This window comes from Marinilactibacillus piezotolerans (genome assembly GCF_900114235.1).
In the GTDB taxonomy this organism is placed as follows: Bacteria; Bacillota; Bacilli; order Lactobacillales; family Carnobacteriaceae_A; genus Marinilactibacillus; species Marinilactibacillus piezotolerans.
The window spans coordinates 1-15,910 of sequence record NZ_FOSJ01000018.1 but is presented as its reverse complement, the minus strand read 5'-3'; the positions used below and the strand labels follow the sequence as shown (position 1 = coordinate 15,910).

Below are 15,910 nucleotides of genomic sequence, written 5' to 3'. Positions count from 1 at the left end.
TAGATAAAATGTATGGAAAATAATTATATGTTCTTACAATAAGTAAAAAATGGTGGTATACTATTAATTGTCTGAAAGTAGAGGTGAACATACATGATTGAAATAACACAAGATAAAATCATTTGCCCTAAATTTGAACAAACTTTTTCTATTTTAGGGAAAAAATGGACCGGACTTATAATCGATGTTTTGTTGGAAGGTCCTCATCGCTTCAAAGACCTTTCTCAATCCATTCCAGAAGTAAGTGATCGTGTCCTTGTAGAAAGATTAAAAGAACTGGAACAAACTGGTATCGTTACTAAAGAGTTGGATGAAAATTGTGAGCTTAGATCAGGATATTGTTTAACAACTAAAGGTCTTGCACTGGAAAGTGTAATGAAAGAAGTACAATCCTGGGCGGACGAATGGATCAGTGAAGAAGAATGTCATCAAGCCTAATTCAATTTAATTAAGAGTATAACTTAATCTATTAAAACTATGGTGAAAAAGAGTAGTTCAGTGAAATATCAAGAGACCGAATATCATAGGCTGAAAATGTTCGGATAGGAAACGGGATGAAGTTCACTTTCACCGCTTGGATAGTTCATAGTAAGTATAAACTATCTATTAAAGTAGATTTCCAGATAACAGGAATCTCGGTATGCGCCGTTATGCAAAAGTGTAGAGTCTGGATGAGTCCGTCTCTAAACAAGGGTGGTACCGCGTGTTGACCTCGTCCCTATATTGGGATGAGGTCTTTTTCTATACAAAAAAGTAAAAATAAAAATACATAAAAAGAATAAAGGAGTACATCAATGGACTTAAAAGAGAAATTAGCTGCATTAGCAGATAAAGCAACACAGGAGATCAAATCCGTTTCGACATTAGAAGAGCTTGAGACTTTGCGCGTGTCATATTTAGGAAAAAAAGGAGAATTGACACAAGTATTAAAGGGCATGAAAAATCTGTCAGCTGACGAACGTCCAATTATTGGACAGTTAGCTAACCAGGTACGTGACAATTTGACAAATCAGATGGCAGTGACTAGAGAAACGATTGAAAAAGAAGCATTGAATAAACGCTTGTCAGAAGAAACACTAGATGTAACGCTGCCGGGAATTAGACCGAGAAAAGGACAAAGCCATGTAATCACACAGATCATAGAAGAGATTGAAGATTTATTTTTAGGAATGGGTTATCAAATTGTTGAAGGAAATGAAGTTGAAGAGGATTATTATAATTTTGAACGAGTGAATCTACCCCAAAACCATCCCGCTCGTGATATGCAAGATACCTTTTATATTACCTCTGAAATTTTAATGCGTACCCATACTTCGCCCCTGCAGGCTAGAACGTTAGAAACACATGATTTTTCAAAGGGACCACTTAAAATGATCAGTCCAGGGAAAGTCTATCGTCGTGATACAGATGATGCAACGCATTCTCACCAGTTCCATCAGATTGAAGGTATGGTAATTGATAAACATATTACAATGGCTGATCTAAAAGGAACACTTGAAACACTTGCTAAAAAAATGTTTGGGGAGAATCGGGAAATCCGATTACGACCAAGCTATTTCCCATTTACTGAGCCTTCTGTTGAAGTAGATGTAAGTTGTTTCAAGTGTGGAGGAAAAGGCTGTAATGTCTGTAAACATACTGGCTGGATAGAAATTCTTGGAGCCGGAATGACACATCCTGAAGTTTTAAAAATGTCTGGAGTAGACCCTGAAATCTACGGTGGATTCGCCTTTGGACTAGGACCAGACCGTATTGCAATGTTGAAATATGGAGTAGATGATATCAGAAACTTCTACTTAAATGATCAGCGTTTCTTAAAACAATTCAAGGTGAAAGGGTAGGGTATAATGAAAGCATCATATAATTGGTTAAAAGAATATTTAAACTTAGAAAATACAACTCCAGAGCAGTTAGCTGATCAGATTACACTAACGGGAATTGAAGTAGATAGTCTGATCGTACCAGGAGAAGGTCTGAAAAAATTAGTTGTTGGAGAAGTCCGTTCAGTCGAAAGAATGGAAGGTTCTGACCATTTAAATATTACACAAGTGGATGTAGGGGAAGCAGAACTCTACCAGATCGTTTGTGGTGCACCAAATGTAGCCAAAAACCAGAAAGTAGTCGTCGCCTTACCAGGAGCAAGGCTTCCTGGGAATTTCAAAATTAAAAAAAGTAAGCTAAGAGGACATGTATCAAATGGAATGATTTGCTCATTAGATGAGCTAGGATTCTCAGATTCAGTAATTCCTAAGCGTACAGAAGACGGAATCTATACTTTGCCAGAAGAAGCTATAGTGGGAGAAGAAGCGTTATCATATTTAGGGCTGGATGATATCATTATTGATTTAGATATCACACCAAACAGAGCTGATGCGATGAGTATGCGAGGAGTTGCCTACGAAGTAGGAACAATTCTGTCTCAGAAACCAGATTTTAAAGAAATGTCTTTATCCGAAAATGCGGATGAGTCTATTGAGAACTATGTGGATGTTTCAGTTGAAAGTAAACAAGATACACCCTATTATAAGCTGCGTATAGTAAAAGATGTAACAGTTAAAGAAAGTCCACTGTGGCTGCAGCGAAAATTAATGAATGCGGGAATCAGACCGATCGATTCAGTAGTTGATGTAACAAATTATATTATGCTTGAATATGGACAGCCGCTTCATGCATTCGACTATGATGCTTTAGACTCAAAAGAAATCTATGTCAGAAGAGCAAATCAAGATGAAAAAATTATAACACTTGATGGGCAAGAAAGAATATTAAATCAAGAAAATCTTGTTGTCACTAACGGACAGCAGCCAGTGGCACTGGCTGGGGTTATGGGTGGACAGAATTCTCATGTAACACAAACAACTAAGACAGTAGCGATTGAATCAGCTGTATTTGCTTCTTCATTGATACGTAAGACAGCACAGTCTTTGAATTTGAGAAGTGAATCTAGTTCAAGATTTGAACGTGGATTGAATTTAGGAACTGTGGAAGCTGCTTTAGATCATGCAGCTGCGTTAATTGCCGAAATCAGTGAAGGTCAGATCGTATCAGGTATAGCTGAAATCGAATCTACTGATCCTTTAGAAAAAAGAGTGTCTATTACACTGGAAAGAATCAACCATGTATTAGGAACCAGACTTTCATTAGAAGAAGTTGCTTCTGTATTTGCACGTTTGCAATTTGAATATACACTGACTGAAGATAAATTTACTGTTTCGGTTCCGCTTCGAAGATGGGACATTTCAATTGAAGCTGACTTGCTTGAGGAAGTTGCACGAGTATATGGGTATAACAATATACCGTCGACCTTGCCGGTAATGGAGTCAACTCCAGGCGAATTAGATGATAAGCAACGGTTGACACGCTTTATTCATAGATTTTTAGAAGGCAGTGGATTAGCGCAAACAATCAGCTATGCTCTAACGACACCTGAAAAAGCAAAAAGATTCAGTCTGAAACGATCAGCAACGACTAATCTGGACTGGCCAATGAGTGAAGAACACCAGACACTGAGATTAAGCCTGATCAGTGGATTAGTGGATAATGCGGCATATAATGCAGCAAGACAAGCAAAAAATATTGCTCTTTACGAAGTAGGACATGTTTTTTATGACAATCAAACTGGAACCTTACCGTTAGAAGAGGAACATGTTGCCGGTTTATTATCAGGGGATTTAGCAGAAAAAACATGGTCGGATTCTGCTAAACCAGTTGATTTCTATTCATTAAAAGGGATTGTTGAAGAATTACTTGAAACTATCGGAATTAAAGAGACCATTCAATATGTGGCAACCAGCTCATTTGACGATTTGCATCCTGGTCGTACCGCTGCAATTTATCTGGGAGAGAAAAAGATTGGGTTGATTGGTCAGATTCATCCTCAAGTTACACACTTATTTGATTTAGAAGATACGTATGTTTTTGAATTAAATATAGATGCACTTGTTAAAGCAGAAAAAAATTCTGTACTTTATGAAGCTATTCCAAAATATCCAGGAACTTCACGCGATATTGCATTGCTGGTTCAAGAATCTGTTAGTCATAAAGAGGTTATGAATGTAATCAAATCAAATGGCGGGAAATGGTTACAACAAGTTCGTCTGTTTGATCTATATCAAGGGGAACATATCCAACCTGGTAAAAAGTCAATTGCTTATTCATTAGCCTATTTGAACCCGGAAGCAACATTGAAAGAAGAAGAAGTAAATAAAGATTTTGAGAAAGTGAAGGAAGCTTTGCAGAAAGATCTTGATGCAGAAATAAGATAAAACAGATTAATTATCTAGCTGGATTTATACAAAAAAAGGGCTCTCAAATAAGAGCCCTTTTTTTGTGGCAAAATAATAAAAAAATAGCAGGATTCACTGAGACCTACCAGCAACATTAGAAAACGGTCACCAAATGATGCAAGAATTATTTTTTCATGTTATTATAATATAGAATTTGCATATCTAGGAGGCTGATGTATGCCTGATGAAAAAAGAAGGTTTAAAGCAAAAATAGCAGGGGAAACTTATACAATAGTTGGTCCTCGTTCAGAAAAACATATGCAAGTAGTAGCACAGACAGTAGATGAACAAATGACTCAACTTCAGAAAATGACTAAAGGACTAGACTCAGAAAAAAGAGCAATGTTGATGGCTATCAATGCAGTTTCCGATCAGTTAGAAATGAAGAAGAAAATGATTAAGCTTGAAGAACGAATCAAAGAGTTGGAAGAAAAACTTTCATAAATTAAATAAATAGCCATTAAGGAGCAAAAAATGTTATTAACATTAATCATTCTCGTATTATTATTATTATCTTTATATAGTGGGTTTAAAAGAGGACTGATATTACAGTTAGTTTTGACAATTGGATATGCAATCTCTTTTTATTTTGCCTTAGAATATTATCAGCAAATAAGTGATCTGGTTGAAATGATGGTTCCTTACCCTAGTCCCGGATCATCAGAGACAAGTCCTTTCGTACTTTATGGAAAAGAATTCATTTTTAATTTAGATCAGGGATTCTATAATGGTGTTGCATTTATTGGTATTCTATTCATTGGGTGGATCATTACTAGATTTGTTGGAGGACTGCTGAACTTTTTAACTGAAATTCCAGTGCTGAAACAAGTGAATGCAATTGGTGGAGCAATCGTTGGCTTTATCGTTGAATATGTTGGAGTTTTTCTGATTTTATTCTTGTTATCAACGATTCCAATCCAGATGATTCAAAACCAATTTGAGTCTAGTGTACTTGCAAGAACAATAGTTTCAGAAACACCGGAATTGTCCACTGATCTATATAACTGGTGGATCGAAGAAGGCATTCAAGAAGACGGTGTTGAAGAATAAAACTTATGGTCGTTTAAAGTAATATTAAACATCAAGGTTAAATAAAGAATGGTGTTGCTCTAGAAAGGAAAAGCGAATCTGCTTTTTTCTAGCAACACTTTTTTTAATGACGGATATAAAAACTAGAGAGGCTTGATAGAATGAAGATGAAAATTGAAAAGTCATTTAAAACATTAGATTTTCCTAAAGTAATCAATCAGCTATCTAAACATGCTGTTTCATATTTGGGAAAAGAAAAGATACGAGCTCTTTCTCCTTCTTCAAATTATAATGAAGTTAAAGAAAAGCAAGAAGAGACAGATGATGGTGTAAGGATTTTACGAATGAAAGGTGGAATTCCTTTATCTCCTTTTATTGATGTCAGACCGCATCTGAAGCGAGCCAATATCGGAGCATCGTTGAATGGAAAAGAAGTTGCACAAATTGGAAAAGTAATTAAGAGTGTACGCGAGATTGATCAGTTTTTTGAACAACTAAAAGAAGATGAAATCGAGTTAAAACAACTATATAAAACCAGTGATCAATTTATAGCATTAAGACCACTTGAGAAAGCCATTTTTTCTGTCGTAGATGAAGGTGGATATGTTCTTGATGATGCCAGTGCAGCTTTAAGGGGTATACGAACTGGAATAAAGCAGACAGAAAGTAGAGTACGTCAAAAATTAGAAAGCATCGTAAGAGGAAGCCAGGCAAGGTTTCTTACTGATGCAATTATCACGATGAGAAATGACCGGTATGTTATACCCGTCAAGCAGGAAAATAGAACTACATTCGGTGGGGTGGTTCATGATCAGAGTTCTACGGGACAAACATTGTTTATTGAACCGCAAAGTGTTGTGGATCTTAATAATCGTTTAAAACAGTATCAAAGTGAAGAACGCAGCGAAATTGAAAAGATATTAGCTGAAATCACAAATGTAATCATGCCTCATACAGCAGAAATCGATCAGAATATGACGGTCTTGACTTTACTAGATTTTATCAACGCAAAAGCGAAATATGCTCAAGAAATTAAAGGAATCAAACCTTTAATCAGTGAGAATAATGCGGTCTCCTTTTTACAGGCTAGACATCCATTACTAGAAGAAAACGAAGTAGTTGCAAATGACATCATATTAGGCGAAGAATATCAGACAATGATTATTACAGGGCCAAATACAGGGGGGAAAACTGTAGCGCTCAAAACATTAGGATTGCTTCAACTAATGGCACAGTCAGGGTTGCAGATTCCAGTAGCTGAGCATAGTGTTATGGGAATTTTTTCTAGTGTATTTGCTGATATAGGAGATGAGCAGTCAATTGAACAAAGTCTATCAACTTTTTCTTCTCATATGACGAATATTGTTGAGATTTTAAGTAAAATCGATGATCAGAGTTTAGTTTTGCTAGATGAATTAGGAGCGGGTACAGATCCGCAAGAAGGAGCTGCTTTAGCAATTGCAATGCTAGATGCTATTGCTGCAAAAGGAAGTTATGTACTCATTACATCTCATTATCCTGAACTAAAGGCATATGGTTATAATCGACCTCAAACAATTAATGCCAGTATGGAATTTGATGTAGAGACCTTGAGTCCTACGTATAAACTTTTAATCGGAATCCCCGGACGCAGTAATGCCTTTGAGATTGCTAAAAGACTGGGATTAAATAATATGATTATTGAATCTGCAAGACAACTGATGAGTGGGGAAAGTCAGAGTGTGGATGAAATGATCCAAGACCTTGAAAACAAAAGAAAGCAGGCTAATCTGGAAACGATTAAAGTCCAAGAAGAATTGAAAAATGCCCAAGCCTTGCATAAAGAACTGAGAAATGCTTTTAAAGAATATGAAGCAGAAAAAGAAGAATTAAAGAAAAAAGCTCAAAAAGAAGCAAATCGAATCGTAGAAAAAGCTCAAAAAGACACAGAAAAAATTATCGAAGAGCTAAGGGTTCGTCAGCTGCAGGGGCAACAAGGATCTGTGGTTAAAGAGCATGAGTTTATAGAAGCACAGACTAAATTATCCAATTTAAAATCAGAAGAAGAAAATCTGAAGAAAAATAAAATATTACAAAAACAAAAACGTAAGAAAGAACTAAAACCAGGAGACACTGTTCAAGTAGAGTCATTGGGCCAAAAAGGGACAATAGTTGAAAAATCCGGGAATAAACAGTGGGTCGTACAAATGGGTATGCTAAAAATGAAACTTAATGAGAGCGATCTAACACCTACTCAACAAGAAAAAGAACCAAACTACAGTCAGACTTCATTGAAATCAACTTCCATGGGTTCTGTATCGACTGAAATAGATTTAAGAGGTGAGAGAGTGGAAGCGGCTTTGAACCAATTAGACCAGTATATTGATCAGGCAATACTCTCAAATTATCCCAAAGTAACAGTTATCCACGGAATGGGTACTGGAGCAGTTAGAAAAGCTGTTCAAAATTATTTAAAGAAACATCCTCAAGTCAAATCTTTTAATGATGCACCAGCAAATCAAGGAGGAAATGGCGCTACGAATGTTGTTTTTAAATAGATTATAAAAATAGTCTAATAAATAAAACCCACTAATGGATTTTTTTAAAAATCTTTGGTATACTGAAAACAATGATAGGAACTTACTTTTTAATAGTAAAGTTATTAGGAGGAATTTATAATGGTTAAAGAACTTACAGACAATACATTTGATGAACAAACAGATTCAGGATTAACATTAGTAGACTTCTGGGCAACTTGGTGTGGTCCTTGTCGTATGCAATCTCCAGTTATCGATCAATTAGATGAAGAATCTAACGGAGATGTTAATTACTATAAAATGGATGTAGATGCTAATCCAGAAACACCTGGAAAATTTGGAATTATGAGTATTCCCACTTTATTAGTAAAAAAAGATGGAGAAGTCGTAGAAAAGTTGATTGGTTATCACAGCAAAGAGCAAATTGAAGAAACGCTTTCTAAACACAAATAATTCTTGAAAAAAACAGCTAACTAAACAATAAGGCATTCTTCTGATCCAACCTAAATACTAAAATTATTATGAATTGTTATAATCGTTTTAGATTGAACATGGGTCGTGTTGGGAGAATGTCTTTTTATGCTTAAATTACTATAATTAAATAAGGATAAATGTGTCTATTTTTTAACAATAAGCATAATTATTAAAGAGATAAGGGTATTCGGGTATCATTATACGATAGTTTAGGATAAAATATAGCCAACATAAGATATTGTTGAAAATACTAATATTATTGAACTATCTGAACGATTTATCTAATGAGAGATAAATTGAGAGAATGACTGCCTTTTTTATTATGAACTACTTACAGCATTCTAATAGGACTACTTAAAGGAATGAATGGAGTGTGTTATATTGGCTCAGAGAAATAGTTTTAAAAATCAAGTTGAAGATACTACACAGTATGAGTATGTTGTCGAATGCGTGGATAAGCAAGTTCATTTATTAGTAGAAGCAAGAGATGTGTTTCACAATGCAGATAATGAAATTGATTGTCCCTTGGATGTAGTCTTGAGGAAGAATAAGTATTCTTTTCAGGATTTGATGAGCTGGGATGCAAGGGAAGTTAAATTTATACAGATTGTGGATGGAGAAGAAACTATTTTAAATAGTGTTTCGTTGAATGTAAATTTGTAATCATTAATAATACAAGTGAATAGGAATTATAACAAAGTGTTTTTGAAAAGACTTGAGTTTGTGCAACTAGCGCCGCTTCTTTTCTTAGCGCTTTTTTGTTTTGTACTAAAAAACACTTTATTAAAATAAACAGCTGTCTGTTCATTTCAATAGAATGCTTTTAAAGCCTGTTATTATACTGAAGGTACTGGTTCTTTAGGATCCATTTGAATAGTTAAGAGAACTTCTTTTTTCTTACGTTTTATCTCATATATTCCTTCTGAATAGATGTTATACAGTTTTTGCAGTTGCTGAGACAAATATCCTGTTTCTAATGAGAAGGAAGGATTTTGACTGTTTTCTAATCTCTGCTCTACGATTTCTCCAGTTAGTTTATAAACTTTTCTATTTTTTTTATCTTCAATTAGAGAAAGTGATCCAAATGAATAGTGTCCAAAAAGTTTGATGATATCAATCTCGGTTTCGACAGGTTGGTTTCGGGCTAGATCTTTTCCTGCCCAATATAAAATAGCATCAATATCTTCGCCTAAAAGGTTAGATATCAAACGATCTCTCAATAGGATAAGTGACTCAAACTGTTGAATTTCCATCTTTTGCTCTGACAAACTTTTCACCTCATGATTTAACCTAGTATGCATTTAATTATAACGCAGTTCACTAAACTTTTCTAACTAAATTTTATTAGTAGATTTGTTTTTTACATTAAATTTAATTTTGCCTTCTAGTTAATATTTGTTCGTATAACGTTCTACTTGCGCTTTTTATTAAAAAAAGGGAAAATGGGAAAGTAAATGCGGAAAATATTTATAAATCAGAAATATGCTTGAGTTCATATTAGCAAAGTGTACTTGGCTCAATGAAATAAAGAAGGTTGTTATAAGATGAGTAAAATGGCGATAGGTTTACTTGATTCTGGTGTTGGTGGTTTGACTGTAATGAAAGAGGCAATAAAACAACTGCCGAATGAATCTTTTTATTATATAGGGGATACAGCTCGCTGCCCATATGGTCCCAGACCAAAAGAGCAAGTTAAAGAATTTACATGGGATTTGACAAATTTTCTATTAGAAAAAAATATTAAAATGCTAATTATTGCTTGTAATACAGCTACAGCAGCAGCTTTGCCAGAGTTGAAAAAAAAGCTGGATATTCCTGTAGTAGGCGTGATTTTACCTGGGAGTCGGGCGGCAATAAAAACAACTAAAGAGAATCGAATAGGAGTCATTGGTACTGAAGGAACGATTTTATCGGGAGAGTATCGACGAGCGATTATAAAAAAACAATCTGCAACTCATGTGTTCAGTCAAGCCTGTCCTAAGTTTGTTCCACTTGTAGAAAGTAATCAGTTGAGTAGTGCAATTGCAAAGAAAGTAGTTACTGAAAGTTTACAAAGTTTGAAAAAACAAAGAGTAGATACACTTGTACTAGGGTGCACTCACTATCCATTACTTAGACCTTTGATACAGAATGTTATGGGAGAACAAGTGACCTTGATTGATTCTGGAGCAGAAACAGTTAATGAGGTTAGTGTATTGCTGGATTATTATGACATGGCTGAAGAAAAAACAGAAGAAGTAAATGAAAGAAAATTTTATACGACTGGATCTGTAAACATGTTTAAAGAGATTGCTTCCAGCTGGTTAGAAATGAACGAAATAGAAGTTGAACACGTATCAATAGATAGATTGAAAGGATTAGATTTAAATGAATCAGAAAAATAGAATTATTATCGCAACGGGAAATAAAGGAAAGGCTGCAGAATTCAAATCGATTTTTGAAAAATACGGATTTGAGATTCATACACTTCATGATTATCCAGAATTGGGTGAAATTGATGAAACAGGTGATACTTTTGCCGAAAATGCTTTACTTAAGGCTGAAGGAATAGCAAAAGAGTTAAATACGATCGTTTTAGCAGATGATTCGGGACTAAAAGTAGATGCACTTCAAGGACAACCAGGAGTATACTCCGCAAGATATGCAGGGGAAGAAAAGAATGATGCAAAAAATAATGCCAAACTTTTAGGAGAATTATCAGAATTACCTTTTGAAGAAAGGACTGCTCACTTCCATTGTACACTTGCCTTAGCAGGTCCAGATAGGGACAGTCTGACCATTGAAGGAGAACTAGATGGCTATATATTAGGAGTCCCAAGAGGACATAATGGATTTGGATATGATTCCCTATTTTATGTTCCTGAAAAAGAAAAAACACTTGCGGAATTAACCCATGAAGAGAAAAATGCTATCAGCCATAGAGCAGTAGCAGTTCGTAAATTAGAAAAAGTTTTAGAAGAATGGATTCAAAATTAAATAGAAAAGGATGATTTTATGAAAGCACTGATAATTAGCGATAATCATGGAGACACATATCACATGGAAGAAATTCTCTCTATATATGAAAAAGAGATAGATCTCTGGATTCATTGTGGCGATTCTGAATTTACGGAAGAAAATCCATTGTGGCAGAACTACCATACTGTAAAAGGTAATATGGATAATACAAATGCTTTTCCAGAAAGCACAGTCGTTAAATACTATGACAATTCGTTTCTAGTTGCTCATGGCCATTTGCATAACGTGAAGTCTTCTTTTTCATCTTTAAAAAAGGAAGCAGAAAAAGAAGGAGTACAAGTAGTCTTTTACGGACACACTCATATTCCTAGAGTGGATAAAGAAGATAATATTTATTTCATTAATCCAGGCAGCATTTCTCAACCTCGTGGACCTATCCATAAAGGCACTTATGCTATCTTAGAATTAGAAGATAATAGTGGAATCGTTCGCTACTATGATGAAGAGCATAATCCAGTACCTCAACTAAATGAGAAAATCGAATTATAAGGTAGGTTATAGGTTAAACTTATATAAATTTTTGTGAAGGGTAGAAAGTATACACATATTTTAGAATAAATCTGACTTATGTGTATGCTCGTTCCTACTCTTTTTTTGTGGATGCAGAAGCATTGAAATAATAGAATTTGCTTAATTTATTAAGAACGTATGTAATTATTTTAGAATTTATATACTGATTTAAGTTAATAAAGTTCAAATGTTTTAAGAGTTATCTAAGAGTTTTCACTTATTACGATAAAAAGTTTGGGTATAGGATAAAAAGATAGTAGAATGATAATGGAGCAATAACGTTTACAAGGAGTGAAACCATGATTGGTGAGAAAATTAAATCCATACTAATTGACAAAGACAATCAGCTAGTCAAATCCGCAGATCAAGTGGCGGTAGTAGGAACGAAAAATCGATTGAACCATGCGCTTCTCATACTTACAACAGACAAATATTCACTGGTTCCTGTACTGGATGAGAAATCAAGAATGCAAGGTCTGATTTCAATGCCTTCAATAATGCAGGCAATTATGGATATAGAAGATGTACATTTTGAAAAGCTAGGTAAAATAAATGTAGAAGATATTATGGATAAAGATTTTCCTTTTGTCTATGAAGATTTTGAACTAGAAAATGTATTGCACATGTTAGTGAACCATGCTTTTATTACAGTAATAGATGAAGAGCGTATTTTTAAAGGGATTATAACAAGAAGTGAGATTTTAAAAGGTACAAATAGAATTGCACACGAATTTGAGCGGATATATGATGTTAGAGAAAAAACGACTACTGATTCAATAAAGTAAAAAATAGCTTCAGATCAGCAAACGATCTGAAGCTGTTTTTTATTTATCTAAACTGTTGTATCAAAATTGATTCTAGGCAGTTCAATGCCTTCTTTAGCAAGAGCTTCGACGTAATTTTCATAGAAAGCATTTCGTACACCAAATTCTTTACCAGCTTTCGTATACATAATAATTTGAGCTGCTGTCTGCCCAGAGCCGATAGGAACAAAAGCAATTTCAGAAGGTTCAATAGTTATTTCATCGTATTGGGGGATAAGGTTCTGATTGACTCTATCAAGCACTCTACGGACTTTATCTAAGTCAGTATTTGGGAATAGTCTAATCTGTATCATTACACGCATATCGGCTCTAGAACGATTGCTGATAACTGTAATAGAACGATTTGGTATAAAGTGGATAGTTCCATCAAAGTCCTTGAGTTTAGTTGTCTTCAAATTAACATCTTCCACCACACCTAGTATACTGTTGATTTCTACGACATCGCCGACATCTAATTGTTTTTCCAGTAATATCATAAAGCCATTAACGATATCTGAAACGAAGCCTTGAGCACCAAGAGATAAAGCCAAACCAATTACTCCAGCACCTGCTACCAATGTCCCCACTGGAATACCCATAAGCTCGAGAATAGTATAAATCAAAAAGAAGTAGAGAACAGAATTATATATATTTTGACTTAGTTTGTATAAGGTATTATATCTATTTGGAACTGTGTGTTTTTCTTTTATATATCTCCTGAAAACTGTCTCGATAACATATCGGCCAACTTTTCTCAAAATAAAAAATACTATTAATGCAAGCAAAAACTGTAAAACTAAAATAATGGCAGAAACTAAGATTTCTTGCCAATCAATGGACTCCCAAAATTGCGTAAGTAGATTCTTCTGCTTAGTGACTTCTCCAATTACTTCATCCACGCTGCCATCTTCTGTTGCTAAATACATATATTATAACTCCTTTTCATAATGAAAATTGAATTGAAAGTCAATTTTACGTTCAAAAATCATTTAATAGATTACATCAAAATAAAAATAAATGCTACTGATAATAAATGCAGCACAATTCATCTATTAATAATAGCATACTATAAATTCTATAAAATTTTATAATTTTACTTATATATAATTTACCGTAAGACATCATTTTACCAGAAAATAACAGATTAACACAAAAAAAGCAGAGTATTCATTTCACATTTTGTAATCTGTAAAGATTTTATCACTCAATGTTTGAGTTTAATATTTATTTGTTCTATTATTTGGGCAAAATGATAATCGAGTATAATCTAATAAATCAGATTATTTTATATTAAGAATGTAAGAATTTTCTTAGTTAGTGTAAATTTAAATAACTGAAAGAGAAATTAGGAATATCTATATTACTATAGCCTATTTCCTTAAAATATAAAATATAAATGACAAGTGCGGTTACAATCAATAAATGTACTTTATTATTTGAAATACTAATAAATAAGCAATCTTACTATTTGCTTTTTTGTTTCAGATAATGGTATTCTAAAAATGTAAATAAATTATGAAAGAGGGATTTAATATGACGGGTGGAGAAATTGCAGCATTAATTGCAGCTATTGCATTTGCTGTTTTAGTATTAGGACTATGTTACGTTTTATTCAAAGTAGCAAGTGTGGTATCACAATTAAATACAACGATCGACGAAGCAAACAAAAGCTTGGGCACAATTACGAAAGATGCAGATCATTTATTGATCGAGGTTGAAGGATTGTTGAATAAAACAAATACAACCTTGAACGACGTAAATGGTAAACTGGGACTAACTGACCCATTATTCAAAGCTGTTGGAGACTTAGGTGTTTCTGTATCAAGCCTGAATGATTCAACTAGAAATCTTACTACTTCTTTAGGTAGTGCTTCTAAACGTGGAGCAAAACTAGGTGTTTCAAGAAAAATCAGTAATAAAATTGCCAAGTAGTTATTTTATTTAAGAGTTATAATATATCATTAATAAATTCTGATAGTGAAAAGGAGAGCGGATAGTTATGAATAAACAAAGTAAATCAGAAGGATTTTTACTGGGAACAATTGTTGGAGCTGCGATTGCAGGGGTTAGTGCATTACTATTTGCACCAAAATCTGGTAAAGAATTACGGGAAGACATTACTCAGCACTCAGATCGTACAAAAGGTCAATTGAAAGATTATGCTGATCTTGCCAAAGAAAAAGGCGCAGAGTTAAAAGAAACTGCTCAAAAAGCTAGTTCAGACTATATGGATAATGCTAAAAAAACATATGGTCAAGTGGCTGAATCATTAAGCAGCAGTAAAGATCAACATAAAGAGTCATTAAACGAAATCAAAAAAGAAGCAGCTTCTATGGCTGAAGAAGCAAAAGATGCTGTCAGTGGTGGAACTGAAAAAGGAAAAAATCTGAACAATGATACTGGTATAGGAACAGAAGAGGCTAAATCTCGTACAATGTCATTTGATTATGATGAAAAGAAAATGACTGAAAGTGAAAGTAAAAGCCAAAAAACAGAAAATACTAGTACTGAACAAACTACCGAAGATGGCAAGAATGATAAAGGGACAACGAATACAAACGTTGGAATTTAATTAATTTCAATCATTTTTAAAAGAGATGCACTTTAATTAGTGTGTCTCTTTTTGTCAGGATAAAGAATAGAAGGGAGAAATAATAGTATGACACTTCAGTCGTTTCTAAGGTTATTAGTTGTTGGATTTGTATGTTATTTTTTGATTGTTCTAGTACTAAGGATTTCCGGGAAACGGACATTGTCAAAAATGAATGCTTTTGATTTTGTTGTTACCGTCGCACTTGGTTCAGTATTATCCAATATTCTAATTAATAATGAAACTTTATTAATGGAGGGTATCGTTTCATTTTGTTTACTAGTAGTTTTACAATTTTTATCAAGCTGGCTATCAGTTCGTTCCAGCATGGTAAATTCATTGTTAAAGTCACAGCCATCATTATTGTATTATGAGGGAAACTATTATTATAAGCATATGAAAAAGGAACGAATATCAAAAAACGAAATCACTCAAGCAATTCGCTCGGAAGGGATAGCATCTACAGATTCTGTATCTGCAGTTGTATTGGAAACAGACGGTAAGATTTGAGTTCTGAAGAAACAACCAGATAACACTAAAGAAGATACTTTGGAAAATATAAGCAAATAAATAAAAAAGACTTTCTATGAATATAAAATGGACCCTATAGAATGGACACTAAAAAAAGTGCCCTCTATATGGTCTATTTTTGTATACTTATATAGAAAAATATAAGTATGGTTG

Annotated in this window: 17 protein-coding genes; 15 read left to right on the top strand and 2 right to left on the bottom strand. The window is 34.0% G+C overall.

Going from position 1 to position 15,910, the window contains the following annotated elements:
* The first annotated feature begins 96 nt into the window (after positions 1–96).
* The 8 genes from BM212_RS05970 (at position 97) to BM212_RS05935 (ending at position 8,968) form a co-directional block, all read left to right on the top strand.
* Entirely contained in the window at positions 97–438 is a 342-nt protein-coding gene (locus BM212_RS05970) for a winged helix-turn-helix transcriptional regulator (RefSeq protein WP_072696184.1), read from the top strand.
* 356 nt (positions 439–794) lie between these two features.
* A complete protein-coding gene (pheS, locus tag BM212_RS05965) occupies positions 795–1,841 on the top strand; it encodes a phenylalanine--tRNA ligase subunit alpha (RefSeq protein ID WP_072695488.1) in 1,047 nt (348 codons plus the stop codon).
* A 6-nt stretch (positions 1,842–1,847) separates the two neighbouring features.
* A complete protein-coding gene (gene pheT, locus BM212_RS05960) occupies positions 1,848–4,265 on the top strand; it encodes a phenylalanine--tRNA ligase subunit beta (protein WP_072695486.1) in 2,418 nt (805 codons plus the stop codon).
* Between the two features lie 198 nt (positions 4,266–4,463).
* Complete coding sequence (locus BM212_RS05955; protein ID WP_091897226.1) at positions 4,464–4,730, top strand: cell division protein ZapA; 267 nt, start codon at positions 4,464–4,466, stop codon at positions 4,728–4,730.
* 30 nt (positions 4,731–4,760) lie between these two features.
* Positions 4,761–5,336: a CvpA family protein gene (locus BM212_RS05950; RefSeq protein ID WP_091897223.1), complete on the top strand. Its 576-nt coding sequence runs from the start codon at positions 4,761–4,763 to the stop codon at positions 5,334–5,336.
* A gap of 140 nt (positions 5,337–5,476) precedes the next feature.
* Complete coding sequence (locus BM212_RS05945; protein WP_091897220.1) at positions 5,477–7,852, top strand: endonuclease MutS2; 2,376 nt, start codon at positions 5,477–5,479, stop codon at positions 7,850–7,852.
* Between the two features lie 120 nt (positions 7,853–7,972).
* Positions 7,973–8,284, top strand: a complete 312-nt coding sequence (gene trxA / locus BM212_RS05940; RefSeq protein WP_072695478.1) for a thioredoxin — start codon at positions 7,973–7,975, stop codon at positions 8,282–8,284.
* Positions 8,285–8,686: 402 nt separating this feature from the next.
* Positions 8,687–8,968, top strand: coding sequence for a hypothetical protein (locus tag BM212_RS05935; protein ID WP_072695477.1), 282 nt, complete (start codon positions 8,687–8,689; stop codon positions 8,966–8,968).
* Between the two features lie 173 nt (positions 8,969–9,141).
* Here BM212_RS05935 and BM212_RS05930 read toward each other — a convergent pair whose 3' ends face one another.
* Complete coding sequence (locus BM212_RS05930) at positions 9,142–9,573, bottom strand: DUF2507 domain-containing protein (protein ID WP_177206359.1); 432 nt, start codon at positions 9,571–9,573, stop codon at positions 9,142–9,144.
* Between the two features lie 276 nt (positions 9,574–9,849).
* Here BM212_RS05930 and racE point away from each other — a divergent pair, with 276 nt between their 5' ends.
* The 4 genes from racE to cbpB all read left to right on the top strand — a co-directional run bounded on the left by racE (position 9,850) and on the right by cbpB (position 12,618).
* Complete coding sequence (gene racE / locus BM212_RS05925; protein ID WP_072695473.1) at positions 9,850–10,689, top strand: glutamate racemase; 840 nt, start codon at positions 9,850–9,852, stop codon at positions 10,687–10,689.
* Entirely contained in the window at positions 10,673–11,281 is a 609-nt protein-coding gene (locus tag BM212_RS05920) for an XTP/dITP diphosphatase (RefSeq protein ID WP_072695471.1), read from the top strand. The genes racE and BM212_RS05920 overlap by 17 nt, the downstream gene beginning before the upstream one ends.
* A gap of 18 nt (positions 11,282–11,299) precedes the next feature.
* Positions 11,300–11,812 carry a YfcE family phosphodiesterase gene (locus tag BM212_RS05915; RefSeq protein WP_072695469.1) on the top strand — a complete coding sequence of 171 codons (513 nt, stop codon included), beginning with the start codon at positions 11,300–11,302 and terminating at the stop codon, positions 11,810–11,812.
* Between the two features lie 320 nt (positions 11,813–12,132).
* The gene (gene cbpB, locus BM212_RS05910; protein WP_091897214.1) at positions 12,133–12,618 is read left to right on the top strand and encodes a cyclic-di-AMP-binding protein CbpB; all 486 of its coding nucleotides are present in this window, start codon (positions 12,133–12,135) and stop codon (positions 12,616–12,618) included.
* A 47-nt stretch (positions 12,619–12,665) separates the two neighbouring features.
* Here cbpB and BM212_RS05905 read toward each other — a convergent pair whose 3' ends face one another.
* Positions 12,666–13,562: a mechanosensitive ion channel family protein gene (locus tag BM212_RS05905; RefSeq protein WP_091897211.1), complete on the bottom strand. Its 897-nt coding sequence runs from the start codon at positions 13,560–13,562 to the stop codon at positions 12,666–12,668.
* Positions 13,563–14,169: 607 nt separating this feature from the next.
* Between BM212_RS05905 and BM212_RS05900 the strand changes: the two genes are divergently transcribed.
* The 3 genes from BM212_RS05900 to BM212_RS05890 all read left to right on the top strand — a co-directional run bounded on the left by BM212_RS05900 (position 14,170) and on the right by BM212_RS05890 (position 15,736).
* The gene (locus BM212_RS05900) at positions 14,170–14,568 is read left to right on the top strand and encodes a DUF948 domain-containing protein (protein WP_072695463.1); all 399 of its coding nucleotides are present in this window, start codon (positions 14,170–14,172) and stop codon (positions 14,566–14,568) included.
* 67 nt (positions 14,569–14,635) lie between these two features.
* Entirely contained in the window at positions 14,636–15,208 is a 573-nt protein-coding gene (locus BM212_RS05895; protein WP_072695461.1) for a YtxH domain-containing protein, read from the top strand.
* An 87-nt stretch (positions 15,209–15,295) separates the two neighbouring features.
* Entirely contained in the window at positions 15,296–15,736 is a 441-nt protein-coding gene (locus tag BM212_RS05890) for a DUF421 domain-containing protein (protein WP_072695459.1), read from the top strand.
* The last annotated feature ends 174 nt before the right edge of the window (positions 15,737–15,910 follow it).

Bases quoted from the DNA above. Each gene is read 5' to 3' on its own strand.
- trxA (WP_072695478.1), top strand. From the start codon at position 7,973: ATGGTTAAAGAACTTACAGACAATACATTTGATGAACAAACAGATTCA.
- BM212_RS05950 (WP_091897223.1), top strand. From the start codon at position 4,761: ATGTTATTAACATTAATCATTCTCGTATTATTATTATTATCTTTATAT.
- BM212_RS05905 (WP_091897211.1), bottom strand. From the start codon at position 13,562: ATGTATTTAGCAACAGAAGATGGCAGCGTGGATGAAGTAATTGGAGAA.
- BM212_RS05895 (WP_072695461.1), top strand. From the start codon at position 14,636: ATGAATAAACAAAGTAAATCAGAAGGATTTTTACTGGGAACAATTGTT.
- BM212_RS05955 (WP_091897226.1), top strand. From the start codon at position 4,464: ATGCCTGATGAAAAAAGAAGGTTTAAAGCAAAAATAGCAGGGGAAACT.
- cbpB (WP_091897214.1), top strand. From the start codon at position 12,133: ATGATTGGTGAGAAAATTAAATCCATACTAATTGACAAAGACAATCAG.
- BM212_RS05945 (WP_091897220.1), top strand. From the start codon at position 5,477: ATGAAGATGAAAATTGAAAAGTCATTTAAAACATTAGATTTTCCTAAA.
- BM212_RS05915 (WP_072695469.1), top strand. From the start codon at position 11,300: ATGAAAGCACTGATAATTAGCGATAATCATGGAGACACATATCACATG.
- BM212_RS05920 (WP_072695471.1), top strand. From the start codon at position 10,673: ATGAATCAGAAAAATAGAATTATTATCGCAACGGGAAATAAAGGAAAG.
- BM212_RS05890 (WP_072695459.1), top strand. From the start codon at position 15,296: ATGACACTTCAGTCGTTTCTAAGGTTATTAGTTGTTGGATTTGTATGT.
- pheT (WP_072695486.1), top strand. From the start codon at position 1,848: ATGAAAGCATCATATAATTGGTTAAAAGAATATTTAAACTTAGAAAAT.
- racE (WP_072695473.1), top strand. From the start codon at position 9,850: ATGAGTAAAATGGCGATAGGTTTACTTGATTCTGGTGTTGGTGGTTTG.
- BM212_RS05900 (WP_072695463.1), top strand. From the start codon at position 14,170: ATGACGGGTGGAGAAATTGCAGCATTAATTGCAGCTATTGCATTTGCT.
- pheS (WP_072695488.1), top strand. From the start codon at position 795: ATGGACTTAAAAGAGAAATTAGCTGCATTAGCAGATAAAGCAACACAG.